Origin of the sequence: Hydrogenophaga laconesensis (genome assembly GCF_031457235.1) — a bacterium.
Classification (GTDB): Bacteria; Pseudomonadota; Gammaproteobacteria; order Burkholderiales; family Burkholderiaceae_C; genus Hydrogenophaga; species Hydrogenophaga laconesensis.
This window is the reverse complement of the sequence record NZ_JAVDWE010000023.1, coordinates 21,808-38,343: the sequence shown is the minus strand read 5'-3', so window position 1 is coordinate 38,343 and position 16,536 is coordinate 21,808. Positions and strand designations below refer to the sequence as shown.

At 64.5% G+C, this 16,536-nt stretch carries 26 protein-coding genes; 20 read left to right on the top strand and 6 right to left on the bottom strand.

Annotation, left to right across the window (positions count from 1 at the left end; genetic code table 11):
- The 13 genes from J2X09_RS25675 to J2X09_RS25615 form a co-directional block, all read left to right on the top strand.
- Positions 1-90, top strand: a 90-nt coding sequence (locus J2X09_RS25675; protein ID WP_461607621.1) for an EF-Tu C-terminal domain-related protein, incomplete at its 5' end; no start/stop codon positions are given.
- Positions 91-99: 9 nt separating this feature from the next.
- On the top strand, positions 100-414 hold the full coding sequence (gene rpsJ / locus J2X09_RS25670; protein ID WP_056266806.1) for a 30S ribosomal protein S10: 315 nt from the start codon (positions 100-102) through the stop codon (positions 412-414).
- 184 nt (positions 415-598) lie between these two features.
- Positions 599-1,273, top strand: a complete 675-nt coding sequence (gene rplC, locus J2X09_RS25665; RefSeq protein WP_204735721.1) for a 50S ribosomal protein L3 — start codon at positions 599-601, stop codon at positions 1,271-1,273.
- Positions 1,273-1,893, top strand: coding sequence for a 50S ribosomal protein L4 (gene rplD / locus J2X09_RS25660; protein WP_159589024.1), 621 nt, complete (start codon positions 1,273-1,275; stop codon positions 1,891-1,893). Before rplC ends, rplD begins: the two co-directional genes overlap by 1 nt.
- Positions 1,890-2,204, top strand: coding sequence for a 50S ribosomal protein L23 (rplW, locus tag J2X09_RS25655; RefSeq protein WP_204735722.1), 315 nt, complete (start codon positions 1,890-1,892; stop codon positions 2,202-2,204). Before rplD ends, rplW begins: the two co-directional genes overlap by 4 nt.
- 2 nt (positions 2,205-2,206) lie before the next feature.
- A complete protein-coding gene (gene rplB, locus J2X09_RS25650; protein WP_204735723.1) occupies positions 2,207-3,031 on the top strand; it encodes a 50S ribosomal protein L2 in 825 nt (274 codons plus the stop codon).
- 12 nt (positions 3,032-3,043) lie between these two features.
- Positions 3,044-3,319, top strand: coding sequence for a 30S ribosomal protein S19 (gene rpsS, locus J2X09_RS25645; protein ID WP_204735724.1), 276 nt, complete (start codon positions 3,044-3,046; stop codon positions 3,317-3,319).
- 9 nt (positions 3,320-3,328) lie between these two features.
- A complete protein-coding gene (rplV, locus tag J2X09_RS25640) occupies positions 3,329-3,658 on the top strand; it encodes a 50S ribosomal protein L22 (RefSeq protein WP_204735725.1) in 330 nt (109 codons plus the stop codon).
- A gap of 15 nt (positions 3,659-3,673) precedes the next feature.
- Entirely contained in the window at positions 3,674-4,549 is an 876-nt protein-coding gene (gene rpsC / locus J2X09_RS25635) for a 30S ribosomal protein S3 (RefSeq protein WP_204735726.1), read from the top strand.
- A gap of 2 nt (positions 4,550-4,551) precedes the next feature.
- A complete protein-coding gene (gene rplP / locus J2X09_RS25630; RefSeq protein ID WP_086126960.1) occupies positions 4,552-4,968 on the top strand; it encodes a 50S ribosomal protein L16 in 417 nt (138 codons plus the stop codon).
- Positions 4,969-4,984: 16 nt separating this feature from the next.
- Positions 4,985-5,185 carry a 50S ribosomal protein L29 gene (gene rpmC / locus J2X09_RS25625; RefSeq protein ID WP_204735727.1) on the top strand — a complete coding sequence of 67 codons (201 nt, stop codon included), beginning with the start codon at positions 4,985-4,987 and terminating at the stop codon, positions 5,183-5,185.
- A 9-nt stretch (positions 5,186-5,194) separates the two neighbouring features.
- Positions 5,195-5,464, top strand: a complete 270-nt coding sequence (rpsQ, locus tag J2X09_RS25620; RefSeq protein WP_159589035.1) for a 30S ribosomal protein S17 — start codon at positions 5,195-5,197, stop codon at positions 5,462-5,464.
- A 131-nt stretch (positions 5,465-5,595) separates the two neighbouring features.
- Positions 5,596-6,105, top strand: a complete 510-nt coding sequence (locus tag J2X09_RS25615) for a peroxiredoxin (protein WP_204735728.1) — start codon at positions 5,596-5,598, stop codon at positions 6,103-6,105.
- Between the two features lie 76 nt (positions 6,106-6,181).
- Here J2X09_RS25615 and J2X09_RS25610 read toward each other — a convergent pair whose 3' ends face one another.
- Positions 6,182-6,679 carry a GNAT family N-acetyltransferase gene (locus J2X09_RS25610; protein ID WP_204735729.1) on the bottom strand — a complete coding sequence of 166 codons (498 nt, stop codon included), beginning with the start codon at positions 6,677-6,679 and terminating at the stop codon, positions 6,182-6,184.
- A gap of 73 nt (positions 6,680-6,752) precedes the next feature.
- The gene (locus J2X09_RS25605; protein WP_204735730.1) at positions 6,753-7,421 is read right to left on the bottom strand and encodes a cytochrome b/b6 domain-containing protein; all 669 of its coding nucleotides are present in this window, start codon (positions 7,419-7,421) and stop codon (positions 6,753-6,755) included.
- 149 nt (positions 7,422-7,570) lie between these two features.
- On the opposite strand from J2X09_RS25605, the gene J2X09_RS25600 reads away from it, so the two are divergent.
- Positions 7,571-8,020 (top strand): c-type cytochrome, encoded by a 450-nt coding sequence (locus tag J2X09_RS25600; RefSeq protein WP_204735731.1) that lies wholly within the window; start codon positions 7,571-7,573, stop codon positions 8,018-8,020.
- A gap of 63 nt (positions 8,021-8,083) precedes the next feature.
- On the opposite strand, the gene J2X09_RS25595 is transcribed toward J2X09_RS25600, so the two are convergent.
- Positions 8,084-8,611 (bottom strand): TlpA family protein disulfide reductase, encoded by a 528-nt coding sequence (locus J2X09_RS25595; protein ID WP_204735732.1) that lies wholly within the window; start codon positions 8,609-8,611, stop codon positions 8,084-8,086.
- Between the two features lie 76 nt (positions 8,612-8,687).
- Between J2X09_RS25595 and J2X09_RS25590 the strand changes: the two genes are divergently transcribed.
- Complete coding sequence (locus J2X09_RS25590; RefSeq protein WP_204735733.1) at positions 8,688-9,389, top strand: DUF4197 domain-containing protein; 702 nt, start codon at positions 8,688-8,690, stop codon at positions 9,387-9,389.
- 27 nt (positions 9,390-9,416) lie between these two features.
- Here the strand turns inward: J2X09_RS25590 and J2X09_RS25585 are convergent, their stop codons facing one another.
- Together J2X09_RS25585 and J2X09_RS25580 are read right to left on the bottom strand one after the other, a co-directional pair.
- Positions 9,417-9,851, bottom strand: a complete 435-nt coding sequence (locus J2X09_RS25585) for a thioredoxin fold domain-containing protein (protein WP_204735734.1) — start codon at positions 9,849-9,851, stop codon at positions 9,417-9,419.
- A 28-nt stretch (positions 9,852-9,879) separates the two neighbouring features.
- On the bottom strand, positions 9,880-11,145 hold the full coding sequence (locus tag J2X09_RS25580) for a CaiB/BaiF CoA transferase family protein (protein ID WP_204735735.1): 1,266 nt from the start codon (positions 11,143-11,145) through the stop codon (positions 9,880-9,882).
- A 65-nt stretch (positions 11,146-11,210) separates the two neighbouring features.
- Between J2X09_RS25580 and J2X09_RS25575 the strand changes: the two genes are divergently transcribed.
- Genes J2X09_RS25575 through ptsP form a run of 5 tightly spaced genes read left to right on the top strand, consistent with a single transcriptional unit; the run spans position 11,211 to position 15,520 of the window.
- Complete coding sequence (locus J2X09_RS25575; protein ID WP_204735736.1) at positions 11,211-11,777, top strand: hypothetical protein; 567 nt, start codon at positions 11,211-11,213, stop codon at positions 11,775-11,777.
- A 59-nt stretch (positions 11,778-11,836) separates the two neighbouring features.
- Positions 11,837-13,075, top strand: a complete 1,239-nt coding sequence (locus J2X09_RS25570; protein ID WP_204735763.1) for an MFS transporter — start codon at positions 11,837-11,839, stop codon at positions 13,073-13,075.
- Between the two features lie 9 nt (positions 13,076-13,084).
- Positions 13,085-13,531, top strand: coding sequence for a PTS sugar transporter subunit IIA (locus tag J2X09_RS25565; RefSeq protein ID WP_204735737.1), 447 nt, complete (start codon positions 13,085-13,087; stop codon positions 13,529-13,531).
- Positions 13,500-13,769: an HPr family phosphocarrier protein gene (locus J2X09_RS25560; protein ID WP_204735738.1), complete on the top strand. Its 270-nt coding sequence runs from the start codon at positions 13,500-13,502 to the stop codon at positions 13,767-13,769. Before J2X09_RS25565 ends, J2X09_RS25560 begins: the two co-directional genes overlap by 32 nt.
- Entirely contained in the window at positions 13,766-15,520 is a 1,755-nt protein-coding gene (gene ptsP, locus J2X09_RS25555; protein ID WP_204735739.1) for a phosphoenolpyruvate--protein phosphotransferase, read from the top strand. Before J2X09_RS25560 ends, ptsP begins: the two co-directional genes overlap by 4 nt.
- 12 nt (positions 15,521-15,532) lie before the next feature.
- Here the strand turns inward: ptsP and J2X09_RS25550 are convergent, their stop codons facing one another.
- The gene (locus J2X09_RS25550; protein WP_204735740.1) at positions 15,533-16,480 is read right to left on the bottom strand and encodes a DMT family transporter; all 948 of its coding nucleotides are present in this window, start codon (positions 16,478-16,480) and stop codon (positions 15,533-15,535) included.
- Positions 16,481-16,536: the final 56 nt, after the last annotated feature.

The following is a 16,536-nucleotide window of genomic DNA, read 5'->3' as shown; positions in this document are numbered from 1 at the left end:
CCGATCGCCATGGAAGAAGGCCTGCGCTTTGCCATCCGCGAAGGTGGTCGTACCGTCGGCGCCGGCGTCGTCGCCAAAATCATCGCGTAAGGAGCGGACATGTCCACCAAACAGAAGATCCGCATCCGCCTCAAGGCGTTTGACTACAAGCTGATCGACAGCTCGGCTGCCGAGATCGTGGATACCGCCAAGCGCACCGGCGCCATCGTCAAGGGTCCCGTGCCCCTGCCGACCCGCATGAAGCGTTTCGACATCCTGCGTTCTCCGCACGTGAACAAGACCAGTCGCGACCAGCTGGAGATCCGCACCCACCAGCGCCTGATGGACATCGTGGACCCCACTGACAAGACGGTTGACGCGCTGATGAAGCTCGACCTGCCGGCTGGTGTGGACGTGGAAATCAAGCTGCAGTAAGAAGCGCCGTTGCTTTCTGCCTCGCCAGGCAGGACTTGCGTAGAAAAAGCCCGCCGGGTATACTGGCGGGCTTTCCGGCTTCTGGCCGGAGATTTCGTGGTGCCGGTTGATCCGGCCCTTTAGCGCGAAACCCTGGTTTCGCACCATCAGCCCCGGCCAATTGAAGTCGGGAACGGAGAAAACAATGAGTCTTAGCAACTCCCTCGGGTTGTTGGGTCGCAAGGTGGGCATGATGCGTCTGTTCACCGATGATGGGGACGCAGTGCCTGTCACGGTGGTCGACGTGTCGAACAACCGAGTGACGCAAGTCAAAACCCTGGCCAACGACGGTTACGATGCGCTCCAGGTCACCTTCGGTGCCCGCCGCGCCTCTCGCGTGACCAAGCCCGAAGCGGGCCATCTGGCCAAGGCCGGCGTCGAAGCCGGTGAAATCATCCAGGAATTCCGCGTCGCCTCCGACGTTGCTGCCCAGTACCAAGCCGGTGCCGTGGTGGCCGCCAATGCGATCTTCGCGGCTGGCCAGAAGGTGGACGTGCAGGGCACCTCGATCGGTAAAGGCTTTGCCGGCACCATCAAGCGCCACAACTTCAGCTCGCAACGCGCGTCGCACGGTAACAGCCGTTCGCACAACGTGCCGGGCTCCATCTCCATGGCTCAGGATCCTGGCCGCGTGTTCCCCGGCAAGAAGATGACCGGGCACCTCGGCGATGTGACCAAGACCATCCAGAACCTCGACATCGTGCGCGTGGACGAAGCCCGTCAGCTGCTCATGATTCGCGGTGCAGTCCCCGGCTCCAACGGCGGTTTCGTGACCGTGCGTCCCGCCATCAAGGCCAAAGTGGCCAAGGGAGCGAACTGATGCAAGTTGAACTCCTGAACGACCAGGGTCAGGCTTCGTCCAACGTGGACGTGCCAGAGACCGTGTTTGGTCGCGACTACAACGAAGCCCTGATCCACCAGCTTGTGGTGGCCTATCAGGCGAACGCCCGTCAAGGTACGCGTGCACAAAAAGACCGCCAGATGGTCAAGCACTCGACCAAGAAGCCGTTCAAGCAGAAGGGCACCGGCCGCGCTCGCGCCGGTATGACGTCTTCCCCGCTGTGGCGCGGAGGCGGTCGCATCTTCCCGAACAGCCCCGACGAGAACTTCACCCAGAAGCTGAACAAGAAGATGTACCGCGCCGGCATGGCGTCCATCTTCTCGCAGCTCGTGCGCGAAGGCCGTCTGGCCGTGGTCGATTCCATCAAGGTGGATTCGCCCAAGACCAAGCAGCTGGCCGACAAGTTCAAGGCCATGAACCTGCAATCGGTTCTGGTGATCGCCGACGAAGTCGACGAAAACCTGTACCTCGCCTCGCGCAACCTGCCCAACGTGCTGGTGGTCGAGCCGCGTTACGCCGACCCGCTGTCGCTGGTGCATTACAAGAAGGTCATCGTCACCAAGGCGGCGATCGACCAGCTCAAGGAGATGTTCGCATGAGCGTCACGAAATACGACGAAGGTCGCCTGATGCAGGTCCTCGTGGCACCGATCGTGTCCGAGAAGGCCACCCAGGTCGCCGAGCAAACCAATGCGGTGCTGTTCAAGGTGCTGCGCGACGCCTCCAAACCCGAGATCAAGGCCGCTGTTGAACTGATGTTCAAGGTCCAGGTCAAGGGCGTTTCCGTGCTCAACCAGAAGGGCAAGTCCAAGCGCTTTGGCAAGACGGTCGGTCGTCGTGACCACGTCCGCAAGGCCTATGTGACGCTCATGCCGGGTCAAGAGCTGAACTTTGGTGGAGAGGGCGCTTAATCATGGCAGTCATCAAGATGAAACCGACCTCGCCAGGCCGTCGCGGCATGGTGAAGGTCACGCGCGACCAGCTGCACAAGGGTGCGGGTTTTGCGCCGCTGCTGGAGTCCCAGTTCCAGAAGGCCGGCCGCAACAACAACGGTCACATCACCACCCGCCACAAGGGCGGTGGTCACAAGCATCACTACCGCGTTGTCGACTTCCGTCGCAACAAGGATGGCATCCCGGCCAAGGTCGAACGCATCGAGTACGACCCGAACCGCACGGCGCACATCGCGCTGCTGTGCTACGCCGACGGCGAGCGCCGCTACATCATCGCCCCGCGTGGCGTTGAAGTGGGTGCAACCCTGTTGTCCGGCTCGGAGTCGCCGATCCGCGTGGGCAATACCCTCCCGATTCGCAACATTCCGGTCGGTTCGACCATTCACTGCATCGAGCTGCAGGTCGGCAAGGGTGCGCAGATCGCGCGTTCCGCCGGTGCCTCTGCCGTGCTGCTGGCCCGTGAAGGCATCTACGCCCAGGTTCGCATGCGCTCCGGCGAAGTGCGCAAGGTGCATGTGGACTGCCGCGCCACCATCGGTGAAGTGTCCAACCAGGAACACAGCCTGCGCCAGCTGGGCAAGGCCGGTGTCAAGCGTCACATGGGTATCCGTCCGACCGTTCGCGGTACCGCGATGAACCCGATCGACCACCCGCACGGTGGTGGTGAAGGCAAGACCGGCGAAGGCCGCGCTCCGGTGGATCCGTGGGGCAACCTGACCAAGGGCTATCGCACCCGCAACAACCGCCGCACGCAGTCGATGATCGTCTCGCGTCGCAAGAAGTAAAGGGTTGACAACATGACTCGTTCACTCAAAAAAGGTCCGTTTGTCGACCATCACCTGCTGGCCAAGGTTGAAAAAGCCCAGGCCACCAAGGACAAGAAGCCGGTCAAGACCTGGTCGCGCCGCTCGATGATCCTGCCCGACTTCATCGGGCTGACCATCGCCGTGCACAACGGCAAGCAACACGTGCCCGTGTACATCACCGACCAGATGGTCGGACACAAGCTCGGCGAGTTTTCGCTGACGCGCACGTTCAAGGGCCACCCGGCCGACAAAAAAGCGAAGAAGTAAGGACTAACCATGGAAACCCGCTCTATTGTTCGCGGCGTGCGCCTGTCGGTAGACAAAGGCCGACTGGTTGCCGACCTGATTCGCGGCAAGAAGGTCGACCAGGCGCTCAACATCCTGACGTTCACGCAGAAAAAAGCTGCCGGCATCGTCAAGAAGGCCCTGGAATCCGCCATTGCCAACGCTGAACACAACGACGGTGCCGACATCGACGAACTGAAGGTCAAGACCATCTACGTTGAGCAAGGCACCACGCTCAAGCGCTTCTCGGCCCGCGCCAAAGGCCGCGGCAACCGCATCAGCAAACCCACGTGTCACATCTACGTGACGGTTGGCAACTGAAGAGGTCACAGGAATATGGGACAGAAAATCAACCCGACCGGGTTCCGCCTCGCAGTTTCCCGCAACTGGGCCAGCCGCTGGTATGCCAGCAACCGTGACTTCGCCGGCATGCTGGCTGAAGACATCAAGGTGCGCGAGTACCTCAAGGGCAAGCTGAAGAACGCCGCCGTTTCGCGCGTCGTGATCGAGCGCCCCGCCAAGAACGCCCGCATCACCATCTTCTCGGCACGTCCGGGCGTGGTGATCGGCAAGAAGGGCGAGGACATCGAGAAGCTGAAGAAAGAGCTGGCCGCCAAACTGGGCGTGCCCGTCGCGGTCAACATCGAAGAAGTGCGCAAGCCCGAAATCGATGCCAAGCTGATCGCCGACAGCATCACGCAACAGCTCGAAAAGCGCATCATGTTCCGTCGCGCCATGAAGCGCGCCATGCAGAACGCCATGCGTCTGGGCGCACAGGGCATCAAGATCATGTCGTCGGGTCGCCTGAACGGCATCGAAATCGCCCGTTGCGAGTGGTACCGCGAAGGCCGTGTGCCACTTCATACCCTGCGTGCAGATATCGACTACGGCACCTCTGAAGCCAAGACGACCTACGGCGTCATCGGCGTCAAGGTCTGGGTCTACAAGGGTGACACCCTGGGCCGCAACGATGCGCCCGTGGTGGCCGAGCCGCGTGTGGAAGAAGAGCGTCGCCCGCGTGGTCCGCGCCGTGAGCGTCCGGCAGGCCCTGCCGCCCGCGCTGCGGTTCGCCGCCCTGGCGCCAATGCCGCTCCGGCCGATGGCAGCGACAAGCCTGCCGAAGCCACCGGCACCGAAACCAAACCCGCCGTTAAGCGCGTTCGCAAAGACGCCGCGCCCGCATCTGCAGCTGCGGACGGCAAAGGAGAATAAACATGTTGCAACCTGCTCGCCGCAAGTTCCGCAAAGAACAAAAAGGCCGCAATACCGGCGTTGCCACGAGTGGCGCCACCGTCGCGTTCGGCGACTTCGGGCTCAAGTCGACCGATCGTGGTCGCCTGACCGCCCGCCAGATCGAGGCCGCACGTCGTGCGATCTCCCGTCACGTGAAACGTGGCGGCCGCATCTGGATCCGTGTGTTCCCGGACAAGCCGATCTCCCAGAAGCCTGCCGAGGTCCGTATGGGCAACGGCAAGGGCTCGGTGGAGTACTACGTGGCCGAAATCCAGCCTGGCAAGGTGCTCTACGAAATCGTGGGCGTGCCCGAACAGCTGGCCCGTGAAGCCTTCCAACTGGCCGCGGCCAAACTGCCCCTGCGCACCACGTTCGTGACGCGCATGCTGGGTCAGTGATTCAGGAGAACACAAGATGAAAACTGCTGAACTGCGCCAAAAGGATGTGGCCGGCCTCGAAGCCGAAGTGAAGTCACTGCAAAAGGCCCATTTCGGCCTGCGCATGCAGAAGGCCACGCAACAACTGAACAACAACGCCACGCTGGGTGACACCCGCCGTGCGATCGCTCGCGCCAAGACCATCCTGGCCGAGAAGCAGCGTGCCGCTGCCAAATAAGGAGTGACCATGACGGAAGCTAAAACATCCCTCAAGCGCACCTTGGTTGGCAAGGTGGTGAGCGACAAGCGCGCCAAGACCGTGACGGTTCTGGTTGAGCGTCGCGTGAAGCACGAGCTGTACGACAAGATCGTGGCGAAGTCGAGCAAGTACCACGCTCACGACGAAAAGGGTGAGTACAAGATGGGCGACGTGATCGAGATCACCGAGAGCCGCCCCCTGTCCAAGACCAAGAACTGGGTCGCCACGCGCCTGGTGCAAAAGGCCGCGCTGGTCTGAGCCCCATTGCGTTGCCACGCAGCGCGGATCGAAAAAGCGACCGACAATCGGTCGCTTTTTCTTTTTCCGGGCCCGGCATGATTGGCGGGCCTTTCAGCCACGGCCTGCGGGCCAACAACGAGGAGCACAGCATGATCAAGGTGGGTGACAGGATTCCGGCGGCCACGCTGATGGAGTACTGCGAAGTGGAGGGCAACGGCTGCAGCATCGGCCCGAATCCCGTTGACGTGCAGAAGGCGTCAGCCGGCAAGACGATCGCCGTGTTTGCGCTGCCAGGTGCGTTCACGCCGACGTGCTCTGCCAAGCACGTACCCGGCTACGTGCAACAGGCGGCCGATTTCAAGGCTGCGGGCGTGGATGAAATCTGGTGCCTGAGCGTGAACGACGCCTTCGTGATGGGCGCCTGGGCGCGCGATCAGAAAACCGGTGACAAGGTGCGCATGCTGGCCGATGGCAGCGCCGATTTCGCCAAGGCCACCGGCCTGACGCTCGACCTCACCGGCCGCGGCATGGGGCTGCGCAGCAACCGATACTCGATGCTGGTCAAGGATGGCGTGGTGCAGTCGCTGAACATCGAGGCACCAGGCAAGTTCGAAGTGAGCGACGCGGGTACCCTGCTGTCACAGGCCAAGGCCGCCTGATTCAACGTTGCATGGAAAAGGCCGCCGGTGATGAGCCGGGCGGCCTTTTCTTTTTGTGGGTAGGGTACCAAGGTGGCTAAAGATCCACCTTGAGGTAGTGGGCGCCCGGTATGGGGTTGTGATAGTAAGGCGCGACCTCGACGAACCCCATCTCCTGGTACAGCGCTCGTGCCGTCTCCATGTCACTCAAGGTGTCGAGCAGCATGGTGGTGTAGCCTGCGAGCTGACCATCTGACAGGATGCGTTCGACCAGAAGCCGTCCCAGGCCGAAGCCGCGGAAAGCGGGGCGCACGAAAAGGCGCTTCATCTCGCAGGCGTTGAGGTGGTCGGTGTTGTACAGCGGGCGCATCGCGCAGCATCCGGCAGGTTCACCGTCGATGCACGCCAGCAGCAAGGCACCAGACGGCGCGGCATAGGCACCAGGGAGCTTGTCGAGCTCGGCGGCGAAGCCCTGGAAGCCGAGATCGATGCCGAGTCCGGCCTGATACTCCAGGAACAACTCGCGCACGGCATGCAGGTCGTCGGGAAACTGGGCCGGTCTCAGCGAGACCACGGCGGCTCCGGGGTCGGTCATGGCTTCAGGGGTGGCGGGCGTGATGTCCGGACAGGCGTGACCGTCCACTATACGACAGCCCCGGGCTAGACGATCAGAACGCGTTGCCCAGGCTGACCAGCCAAGTCACTGCTGCGGCGCACAGGCCCAGCACCACGAGGGCCAGCAACCGGCTGCCGGCGGTATCCCTGGCGTTGGGGACGGCCACCGGCACTTGTTTGTCTCCTATCACCATCGAGCGGACCAAGCCTTGCTTCTTCACCCACTTGTAATAGGCAATGGCCAGCACATGCAGGGCGAGAAGCACAATGATGATGAGCTTGCCGATGTCCTTGTGATAACCCGTGGCGAGAGAGACGGTTTCGCCGGAAACGAAGCGCACCAGAGGTCCGAAGAACGAAATCTCGTCATCGCTGATCAGCCCGGTGCCGACCTGCACCAGCAGGATCAGGAGCAGGGCGAACACCGACAGCGCACCCAGTGGCGTGTGGCCTACCTGGTGCTCCAGCCGACCACGGCCTCGCAGATACGCCGCCAGCGACGACGGCGCGTAGATGAACCGGGCGAAGCGCGACCAGTGGCCACCGATGAAACCCCAAACCAGACGGAACAACAGCAGCGCGAGCACCGCGTAACCGAGGCGCAGGTGCCAGTTCATCCAGTTGCCCCCGACGCTGCCAGTGACGATCAGGCCGATGACGCTGGCCGCGAGCAGCCAATGGAAGACACGGGTGGGCAAGTCCCAGACGCGGATGGTGTGCATGGTGTTCGTGGGTGGTTGGGGCTGAATTCGAAAGAATGGAGAGGGTATATCGGAAATCGTTCAATGGAACTTTGGCTATATGCCTACACTCCTCTGCGGGTGGCTTGCAGAGCCACGCCCGACGCCCCACAACCTCCTCAGGAGTTTTCATGAAAATAGCCGTTCCGCTCGCATTGGCCGTTGCCATGAGCACCGTTTCGGTGCCGTCCTTTGCGCAATTCCAGAAGCCAGAAGATGCCGTGAAGTACCGCAAGGCCGCCTTGACCGTGATGGGCAATCACTTCAGCCGCATCGGTGCAATGGCCAATGGTCGCGTGCCCTTCGATGCCAAGGTGGCTGCCGAGAACGCCGCGATCGTGGAGACCATGAGCAAGCTGCCCTGGGCGGGTTTCGCGGCCGGCACCGACAAGGGCGACACGGCAGCATTGCCCGCGATCTGGACGGAACAGGCCAGGTTCAACGATGGTGCAAACAAGCTCCAGGCTGCGGCCACACAACTCTCGGCTGCCGCGAAAACGGGAAACCTGGACGCTGTGAAAACCGCGTTCGGCGCCACGGCCCAGACCTGCAAGGCTTGCCACGACGCCTTCCGCAAATAAGCGCTGTCACACACAGAAAAAAGCCGGGATCGAAACCCGGCTTTTTTCTGTGTGGTCTATGGCTCAGACCTTCTGGGCGAGCAATTCTTCAATCAGCGTGTGCAACGCCGGGAAGTCCGGTTCGCCCACGTAGCGTTTGACGATGCGGCCTTGCTTGTCGACCAGATAGGTGGTCGGGGTCAGCTTCACATCGCCCCACTGCCTGGCGATGTCGCCGGTGTTGTCGAGGGCCACCTTGAACGGCAGCTGGCGCGACTGGGTGAAGTTGAGCACCCAGGCTGGTGGGTCGTATTCCATGGCCACGGCCAGGGTCTCGAACCCCTGACTCTGGTACTTCTGGTACGTCGCCACGATGGAGGGCATTTCTTTTACACAGGTCACGCACGTGGTGGCCCAGAAGTTCACCAGCGTGACCTTTCCCTTGAGGTCGGCCGTGGTGGCCTTGCTGCCGTCAAGCAATACAAACGTGGACTCCGGTGCCGGGTCGCGGCCTGCGCAACCGGCCAGTCCCAGAGCCCCGACAGCCCCCAGGGCGACCGCAGCCTGAAGTGTGCGCCGACGGCGTTGGCCGGAAAGGCTGAGATAAGTCATTGTGTTTACACTTCCCAGGGGCTACAGTGCCCCACGTCATTCATTGAACCGCGCATTTTTTGCCGAAGGAACCATCATGCAGCGCCGCCAGTTTACCCAGTCCACCGCGTTGATCGGCTTGCTGGTTCTTGCCGCTCATCAACAGGCCAGGGCCTTGTCTCTGGGCGATCTCACGGAAGGTGATGCCAGTCAGGGCATCAAAGTGGCCCTGGAGAAGGGCGCCCTCGCGGCCGTGGCCTTGCTCGGGAAGACGGATGGATTCCTGGGGAATCCAAAAGTTCGGATTCCTTTGCCGGGCTACCTGGAAGACGCCTCGAAGCTGTTGAAGATGACCGGCCAGGGCAAGCGGGTGGACGAGCTGGTGACTAGCATGAACCGCGCCGCGGAGGCCGCCGTGCCCATGGGCCGCGACGTGCTGGTTGGTGCCGTGAAGTCCATGAGCGTGACCGATGCCAAGAACATCCTGAGCGGTGGAGATAACTCGGTGACCCAGTTCTTCGCCGAGAAAACGCGCAGCCCCCTGGGAGAGAAGTTCCTGCCCATCGTGACCAAGGCCACCGAGAAAGTGGGCCTGGCCAACCAGTACAACCGGGTGGCGGGCAAGGCGGCAGGCATCGGCCTTGTCAAATCGGAAGATGCCAACATCCAGCGCTACGTCACCGGCAAGTCGCTCGACGGGCTCTACACCATCATCGGTGAGGAGGAGCGCAAGATCCGTCAGGACCCGGTTGGTACGGGCAGCGCGATCCTGAAGAAGGTGTTCGGCGCCTTGAAGTGAACGCTTCCCTGGGCTGGGCGCATTTGCCTACTTGAGCCTTCGACGGGCCTCGGTCAATCGGGCCTCCAGGTATTCTCCGTAGAAGTCGGGCACGGCGATGCCCACCAGTCGCTCCGCAAGTTCTCGCCCATCCGGGCCGAAGAACAGCACTGTCGGTGTGAATCGGGCTTTCCAGGCGCGAGCCTGCTCGGCAGGCGTGGTCAACTGGCCATCAAAGCTTTGCACGGTGCCGGTACGGTCCATCACGTCCAGCTGCACTGCGTGCACCTTGCCTTCGCGGCGCATAGGCAGCAGATAGTGATTGCGCACGATCGCGCAGTACGGACAACCCGTCAATGTGGTCATGACCACCAGCGGCTCACCACGGGCGGCGGCGGCTTGTGCCGCGCCTCGCAGGGAGGTGGGGCTGGGCAATGCCTGCTCGGCGGGGGGCGTGGACGGTGTGGTGGCAAGGTCGCTCATGATGTCGGGTCGGCTGAGAGGGCTTTGCTCAGACCGCGCCGCTGCGCTGGAGTTCGGCCAATCGATCGGGCGGGCAATCCAGCCAGTCGCTCAGGACTTCGGCGGTGTGCTGGCCCAGCAACGGCGGTGGGAGGTCGTTGCGTACGGGGGTGCCGCTGAGCTTGAGCGGGCTGGCCACCAGATCCACCTGGTCTGCCAGGGGGTGCGACCAGGTGTGCACCATGTCGCGCGAGCGCACATGTTCGTCGGCAAACACCTCCGCAAGGTTGTTGATCGGTCCGCAGGGCACCTTGGCGGCCTCCAGCGCTGCCAGCCAGTCGGCCTTGCCCCGCGTCTTCAGGATGTCTGCCAGCAGCGGGACGAGCACATCCCGATGGCGCACGCGGTTCTGGTTCTGCGCGAAGCGCGCATCCCTGGCCAGCTCGGGCTGCCCGGCCACGGTACAGAACTTGGCGAACTGGCCGTCGTTGCCCACGGCGAGGATGATGTATTGCGCCTGTCCCTGTGCGTCGGGCGCCACCTCGAACGCCTGGTAGGGCACGATGTTGGCGTGTGCGTTGCCAGCGCGTCCTGGCACCTTGCCGTCTTCGCGGCCGCGCACCAGGTAGTTGGCGCCCAGGTTGGCGAGCATGGCAACCTGGGTGTCCAGCAATGCCATGTCGATGTGCTGGCCCTCGCCGGTGCGTTCCGCGTGGCGAAGTGCGGCCTGGATCGCCACCACCGCGTACAGGCCGGTGAACAGATCGGTCACGGCCACGCCGACCTTTTGCGGGCCACCGCCAGGTGCGTCGTCGCGCTCGCCGGTCACGCTCATGAGGCCGCCCATGGCCTGGATGGCGAAGTCGTAGCCGGCTCGGTCCTTGTAGGGGCCGGTCTGGCCGAAGCCGGTGATGGAGCAATAGACGAGCTTCGGATTGATCTTGCGCAGCGCGGCGTGGTCGAGCCCGTAGCGGGCCATGTCGCCGACCTTGTAGTTTTCAACGAACACATCGGCCTTTGCCGCCAGTTCTCGGATCAGCGCCTGCCCGTCGGGCGTCGCGATATCGCAGGTGATGGAACGTTTGTTGCGGTTTGCACCGAGGTAGTAGGCCGCTTCGGCGGTGTCGGTGCCGTCGCGCCCACGCAGGAACGGGGGCCCCCAGCCGCGTGTGTCGTCGCCGCCCGGGTGGTGGTCGCCCGGGGGACGCTCCACCTTCACCACGTCGGCGCCCAGGTCGGCGAGCGTCTGGGTACACCAGGGGCCGGCGAGCACGCGCGAGAGATCGAGTATGCGGATACCATCCAGAGCATTCATCTCGCCATTGTGCGCGACGCCGCCCTCGCAGCGGTGTCCGGCGGTGGCCCTCTGGCTGGAATCCCATGTCTGTCCCTTTTCCCGGCGACGCGACGCGACGCCGCTTGCGCCTGCCGGGGCTGGCGCTGTCTGCCTGGCTGGTGCTTGCCGCCTGCAACCCGACCTTCAACTGGCGCGAGCTGCGTCCGGAGGGTGCGGCGCTGCAGGCCATGATGCCTTGCAAGCCCGAGTCGGCCACCCGGCCTTTGCCACTGGATGGGGGCGCTCCGGTGGAACTGCACATGCACAGCTGCGACACGGGCGGGCTCACCTTCGCCGTGGCCTGGGCCGAACTGGGCGACGCGGCACGCATGCCGGGCGCCTTGAGCGGCTGGCGACGCGCCACCCTTGCGGCGGTGCAGGTGGATCCGGCGCGCGCCGACGACTCAGCCATCGCCTGGGAGGCCTCGGTGCCAGGGGCGACGCAGACCATGGGTCTGATTGCCGTGGGGCGCAGCCACCAGGGTGAACCGGTGCAGGTGCGCGCCGTGCAGTTCGCGCGTGGTGCTCAGGTGTACCAGGCCGCAGTCTACGGGGCGGTGCTCGGCGATGACGTCACCGGCCCATTCTTTGAAGGACTCAAGCTGCCATGAGCTCGGCTGCCCGACCCGGCCCGGTGCGCCACGACGGTGTGGCGCCGCCGACGGCCCCGATGAATGACGTGCTCGCGCCGCGCGCGGCCATCATCGTGTTCCTCACCTTTGCCCTGGCGTACTTCCTTTCGGCCCTGCTGCGCGCGATCACCGCCACCCTGTCGCCCATCCTGAGCGCCGAGATGTCGCTCAACGCGGGGGACCTCGGCCTGCTGGCCGGTGGCTATTTCTTCGGCTTCGCCCTCACGCAACTGCCATTGGGCAACTGGCTGGACCGCCATGGACCACGCACCGTCATCCTGTGGTTTCTCGCCCTGGCGGTCGCGGGCTGCGCGGCATTCGCGCTGGCCACCAGCTTCACCTGGCTGCTCGCCGCGCGCGTGCTCACGGGCATGGGCGTGAGTGCCTGTCTGATGGCCCCGCTCACCGGCTACCGGCGCTGGCTCACACCCGCCGCCCAGATGCGTGCCAACTCGTGGATGCTCATGACCGGTTCCTTCGGCATGGTCGCGGCCACCCTGCCGGTGCAGTGGATGATGCCCCTGACCGGCTGGCGCGGTCTCTTCTGGATGCTGGGCGGCTTGATCCTGCTGTCAATGGTCGGCATCCTGGCCATGGTGCCGCGCTGGCGCCGCACCGAGCCTGAGGCAACCGCCCCGGTGGGGGAGCCTGGATATGGTCTGGTCTGGCGCCACCCGTATTTCCGTCAGATGGCGCCCGTCGGCTTCATCAACTACGGCGGCATGATCGCGGTGCAGACGCTGTGGGCGGGGCCGTGGATGGTCAAGGTGGCTGGCTACACGCCCGCGCAGGCGGCCGGCGGCCTGTTCGGCATCAACCTTTCGATGCTGTGCACCTTCTGGCTCTGGGGGATGCTCAATCCACGGTTGGCCGGCCTGGGCTGGCGCCCGGAGCGGCTCATTGCCTGGGGCCTGCCGCTGAGCTTCGTGTTGTTGGGCGCCATCGTGCTGCTGGGGACGCGCGCCGGCTGGCCGCTCTGGGCGCTGTACTGCGTGAGCTGCACTTTCGCTTCGCTGTCGCAGCCGGCGGTCGCGCTGGCCTTGCCGGCCGAAGCCGCAGGCCGCGCGCTGTCGGGCTACAACCTGGTCATCTTCGGCGGTGTTTTCGTGGTGCAGTGGGGCATCGGCCTGCTGATCGATGCGCTGGGCTGCTTCGTCGGCGACGAGGTGGCGCGTTACCGCAGCGCCATCGCGATCTTCGGTGCCTGTGGCGTTCTCGCCTACGCCGTGTTCCTCCGCGCGCATCTGCGCCACCGGATGGACGGGCAGCCGGGCTAAACTGCGACCATGAACGGCATCCTCATCATGGCGCACGCGCCGCTGGCCAGCGCGCTGCGCCAGTGCGTGCTCCATGTATTCCCTGACAGCGCCGATGCGGTGTCGGCCCTGGATGTGCAGCCCAATGTGCCACCCGAGGAGTCGCTGGCACAGGCACGCGCGCTCATGCGTCAGATGCACCTGCCCCAGACGCTCGTGGTGACCGACGTGTTCGGTGCCACGCCCTGCAATGTGGCGCAGAAGCTCATCGACGGCATCAATTCCAAACTCATCACCGGCGTCAACCTGCCCATGCTGTTGCGCACCGTGTCGTACCGCCACGAATCGCTGGACGCGCTGATCTCGCGCGCCATGATCGGCGCCACACAGGGTGTCATCCAGGTGGCGGTGACCGCGCCGCAGAACCAGGCCAGACGAGCCACGCATGATCAAGACCACCGTGACCATCAGCAATAAGCTCGGGCTGCACGCACGCGCCTCGGCCAAACTCACCAAGCTCGCGGGCGGCTTCGCCAGCGACGTGTGGATGTCGCGCGGGGAACGGCGCGTCAATGCCAAGAGCATCATGGGCGTCATGATGCTGGCCGCGGGCATCGGCAGCGTGGTCGAGATCGAGACCGATGGCAAGGACGAACAGGCCGCCATGGATGCGCTGGTCGCGCTCGTCAACGACAAGTTCGGCGAGGGCGAGTGACCATCTCGATCCACGGTCTGGCCGTGTCCCGGGGCATTGCCATCGGGAGGGCCGTGATCGTCGCGTCCAGCCGGGTGGACGTCGCGCACTACTTCGTGCAGGCTGACCAGGTCGCGAGCGAGATCGAACGCCTGCGCCAGGCGCGCAATGCGGTGGCCGAGGAAATCGTGAAGGTGCAGCAGAGCCTGCATGAGCTCGGCCCCAACGACGCGCACCCCGAACTCACGGCGCTGCTCGACGTGCATCTGATGCTGCTGCAGGACGAGCAGCTCACCAGTGGCGTGAAGCACTGGATCGTGGACCGCCACTACAACGCCGAATGGGCGCTGACCACCCAGCTCGAGGTGATCGCGCGCCAGTTCGACGAAATGGAAGACCCGTATCTGCGGGAGCGCAAGGCCGATCTGGAGCAGGTGGTCGAGCGCATGCTGCGCTTCATGCGCGGTGTGGCCTCGCCGGTGGCGCCGGGGGAGCAGGGCAAGCCGACGCAGGACAGCCACGTCGAAGTGCCGCTGGTGTTGATCGCGCACGACCTGTCGCCGGCCGACATGCTGCAGTTCAAGCAGAGCGTGTTTGCCGGTTTTGTCACCGACGTGGGCGGCAAGACCAGCCACACCGCGATCGTCGCGCGCAGCATGGACATTCCGGCGGTGGTGGGCGCACGCTCATCCAGCCAGCTGATCCAGCAGGATGACTGGGTGATCATCGACGGCGATGCCGGTGTGGTGCTGGTCGATCCCTCGCCCATCCTGCTGGCCGAGTACGGTTTCAAGCAGCGCCAGGGCGAGGTCGAGCGTGAGCGGCTTTCGCGCCTGAAGCACACGCCGGCCGTCACGCTCGACGGCCAGAAGATCGAGCTGCTCGCCAACATCGAACAGCCCGAGGACGCGGCAGCCGCGCTCAAGGCCGGCGCCGTTGGCGTGGGGTTGTTCCGCAGTGAGTTCCTGTTCATGGGCCGCAGCGGCAAGCTGCCCGACGAGGAGGAGCAATACCAGGCTTACCGGCGCGCGGTCGAGGGCATGCAGGGCTTGCCGGTCACGATCCGCACGGTGGACGTGGGTGCGGACAAACCGCTGGACCGAGGTGCCTCGCGTGCGGGGGAGGACCACCTCAACCCCGCGCTCGGCCTGCGCGCGATCCGCTGGAGCCTGTCCGAGCCATCCATGTTTCTGGCACAACTGCGTGCCATCCTTCGCGCGGCCGCGCACGGCCCGGTGCACTTGCTGATTCCGATGCTGGCGCACGCCAGCGAAATCCGGCAGACGCTGGTGCTGGTCAACCGCGCCCGTGAGCAGCTGGACAACGGCGGCATGGCGTATGGCCATGTCAAGCTCGGCGCCATGATCGAAGTGCCCGCAGCGGCGCTGACCATCCCCCTGTTTCTGCGCTATTTCGACTTCCTGTCCATCGGCACCAACGACCTGATCCAGTACACGCTGGCGATCGACCGTGCCGACGAGGCGGTGTCACACCTCTACGACCCCGTGCACCCGGCGGTGTTGCAACTGCTGGCCAGCACCATCGAGCAATGCCGGGCGAAGGGCAAGGGCGTGAGCGTGTGCGGTGAGATGGCGGGCGACGTGAGCCTCACGCGCCTGCTTCTGGGCCTGGGCCTGCGCAGCTTCTCCATGCACCCATCGCAGATCCTGGCAGTCAAGCAGCAGATTCTGCGCTGCGACACCACGCGGCTGCAAGCCTGGGCGCAGAGCGTGCTGGCCGCCGAGGACCCGGCCGCCCTGATGACCGACTGACCGGGACACCCGTCAGTTGCCGTGCTCCGGTGCAGGCTGGTGCGCCGAGATGCCCGCCAGCACACTGGCACTCACCAGCACCATGGCCAGCGCTTCCAGCGCCGTGGGCCAACGCGCTTCCCACAGGAAGCCGTAGAGCAGGGCAAACAGGGTTTCGAACAGGATCATCTGTCCAATCATGGTCAAGGGCAGGAGGCGGCTGGCGCGGTTCCAGAAGGCATTGCCCAGGATGGACGCCACCACGGCCATGCTGGCGGCCACGCCGATGAAACGCCACCATTGAGCGTCGGTGTGATCGTTCAGGCTGCTGCCCAGGAACGCCGGCACCGCCAGCAGCAGGGCCAGTCCACCAGTCACCACCCCGGTGAGCAGACTCCAGTCGTGCGACGATACATGATCCAGCCGAACCAGCCAGCGGCTGTTGCCCACAGCGTAGGCGGTCCAGGCGGCAAGGGCTCCCAGGGCGCACAGGAAACCCGTGAGGCGGTCGCTCACTGGCGCATCCGATGGCATGCCGAGCGATTGCCAGGCCACACAGAAGATGCCGGCGATGCCCAGCGCCAGCGTAAGGGCCAGCCGGCGCAGCGGTACAGCGCCCTGGCCCCGGCTGCCGATGAGCGTGACCGCCACGGGCAGGAAGCCGATGACCAGCGAGGTCATTGCCATGCCACCGAGCTGTACCGCAGACGCCAGCAGCACGTAGTACAGGATGTTGCCCAGGAGGCTGAGGCGCAGCAGCGCCCACCATTCGGGGCGCCCCAGGCGCGGGGCGAGGGTGCGCCAGCGTGGTGCGATCAGGGCCAGTGCCACGAGGCCGTAGGCGAGATAGCGCGCAGCCGAAAGTTGCAGGGGCGAGAATTCGCGGACCAGTTCAGGGGCCAGAAACACGAGACCCCAGGCCGCCCCGGCCGCAGCACCGAAGCCGATGCCCAGTGCAAGCGAATGTTGGCGTTGGATCATGGAGAGCGGGACACAAGCAGAAGGCACATGCCCAGAGCTTAGTCGGGCCCATCGTC